Source organism: Streptomyces alkaliphilus, from assembly GCF_014141535.1.
Taxonomy (GTDB): Bacteria; Actinomycetota; Actinomycetes; order Streptomycetales; family Streptomycetaceae; genus Streptomyces; species Streptomyces alkaliphilus.
In genome coordinates this window covers 1-1,614 of record NZ_VKHT01001083.1, presented here as the reverse complement: position 1 = coordinate 1,614, position 1,614 = coordinate 1, and the positions used below count along the sequence as shown (strand labels likewise).

The window sequence follows — 1,614 nt, the reverse complement described above, 5'->3', positions numbered from 1 at the left end:
GGTCGGGGAGGGTGAACAGGGAAAGGAAGCGGCGGGCGGTCTCCCGGTCACCGGTGACCTCCACGCCGAACGCCTCGTGGGCCTCCTCCAGGCCCACCCCTCCGTAGACGACGGCGGCCAGTCCGGCGGGCGGGCCGGTGACGGCGGCGCGCGGGCCGGACCCACCGGCCCCGTCGGTATCGCTCGCGGGGGCCGGGACACGGTCCGGCTCCACCGGCCGCACCTCCAGTCGACCCTCCGCCACCCGGGCGAGGAAGGGCCGCCCGTCGGGGCGCAGCAGCACCGCCGCACGCACGCCGGCCGCGCGGGCGGCGTCGAAGTTGGTGCGCAGCGAGAGCACGAGGGAGTTGACGCTCAGGTGGGCGTCCCGGCGGTGCGCCGGGGAGCGGGCGCCCCAGCGGCCGAACGCCATGATGATCGGCTCCAGCTCCGCCCCCCACTCGGTGGGTTCGTAGACCCGGGAGGCGGCGGGCGGGGGCAGTTCGCGGCGCCGCACCACCCCGCCGCGCTCCAGCTCGGTGAGGCGGTGGGAGAGCACGGTGGTGCTGATGCCGGGAAGGTCGGCGAGGAGGTCGCTGTACCGCTTGGGGCCGAGGAGCAGTTCGCGCACGACCAGCAGGGCCCAGCGCTCACCGACCAGGTCGAGGGCGTGCGCCGCCCCGCAGGCGTCGTCGTAGCTGCGCTTGGTCACAGCGTCCGGAGTGCTCGCCCTGCCGCCCATGTGTGTCGTGCCGTCCGTTCCGCGCATCGGCGCCTCGTGTCCCGTCCGTTTCCGCCGGTCGGGGAGGTCCCTCCGTCTTCGATGCTACCCGGGGGCCGGGGGAATCGATGCGGGTGACGCAGTCTTCGATGCGCGTCTGTCAGTGGCCGCTGTTAGTTTGCAAGTACGGCCTCCCCGGCGATCTCCGCGGGGGCGTCGGGGCAGGTCGGGCGCGGTTTCCCGCGGTCGGGCGACAGCGTCCGACGGACCGCGCCACACGTGCCCGGGAGGCACCATGATGCGCATGATCTTCGTGAATCCGCCGGTGAGGGACCTCGCCCGCTCCCGGCAGTTCTTCGCGGCGCTGGGCTTCTCCTTCAACGAGGACTTCTCCGACGATCGCGCCACCTGGGTCGAGATCGAGGAGAACATCGGCGTCATGCTCCTCACCGAGGAGCACTTCGAGGAGTTCATCAACGGCCCCCCGGCCGACCCCGAGGCGGGCACCGGGGTGTTGGTCGCCCTCTCCGCCTCCGGCCGCGCGGAGGTCGACGACCTGCTCGCCCGCGCACTGGCGGCGGGCGCCGAGCCGTGGAAGCCGGTGATGGACGAGGGCCCGATGTACGTGGCGAGCTTCCGGGACCCCGACGGCCACGTCCGGGAGGTGGCGCACATGGACACGGAGGCCGTGGCCACCTCCACGGCGTCCGGCGGGGCCTGAGCGGAGCGCCGCCCACACCCGCGGGGCACGTCCCCGCGGGGAACCCGTCCGCAGTACGCACAGGAGACGTCCATGGCTCCCCCGGTCCTCCCGATGTCGGCCGGCGTCACCCCCGGGGCGACGCCGGCCCCCGCCCCCGATGTCCCGGGAGGCGCCCCGGGAGGAGCCACCCGGTCCGTCCTCCGGCCGGTGG

2 protein-coding genes are annotated in these 1,614 nt (G+C 74.5%); one reads left to right on the top strand and one right to left on the bottom strand.

Translation table 11 applies throughout. The annotated features are described in order from the left end of the window. Nucleotides 1-691 (bottom strand): winged helix-turn-helix transcriptional regulator (locus FNQ90_RS22540; RefSeq protein ID WP_323380124.1); only part of this gene is annotated, 691 nt, incomplete at its 3' end. Nucleotides 692-995: 304 nt separating this feature from the next. Between FNQ90_RS22540 and FNQ90_RS22535 the strand changes: the two genes are divergently transcribed. Further along, nucleotides 996-1,421, top strand: a complete 426-nt coding sequence (locus FNQ90_RS22535; protein ID WP_228471508.1) for a VOC family protein — start codon at nucleotides 996-998, stop codon at nucleotides 1,419-1,421. The last annotated feature ends 193 nt before the right edge of the window (nucleotides 1,422-1,614 follow it).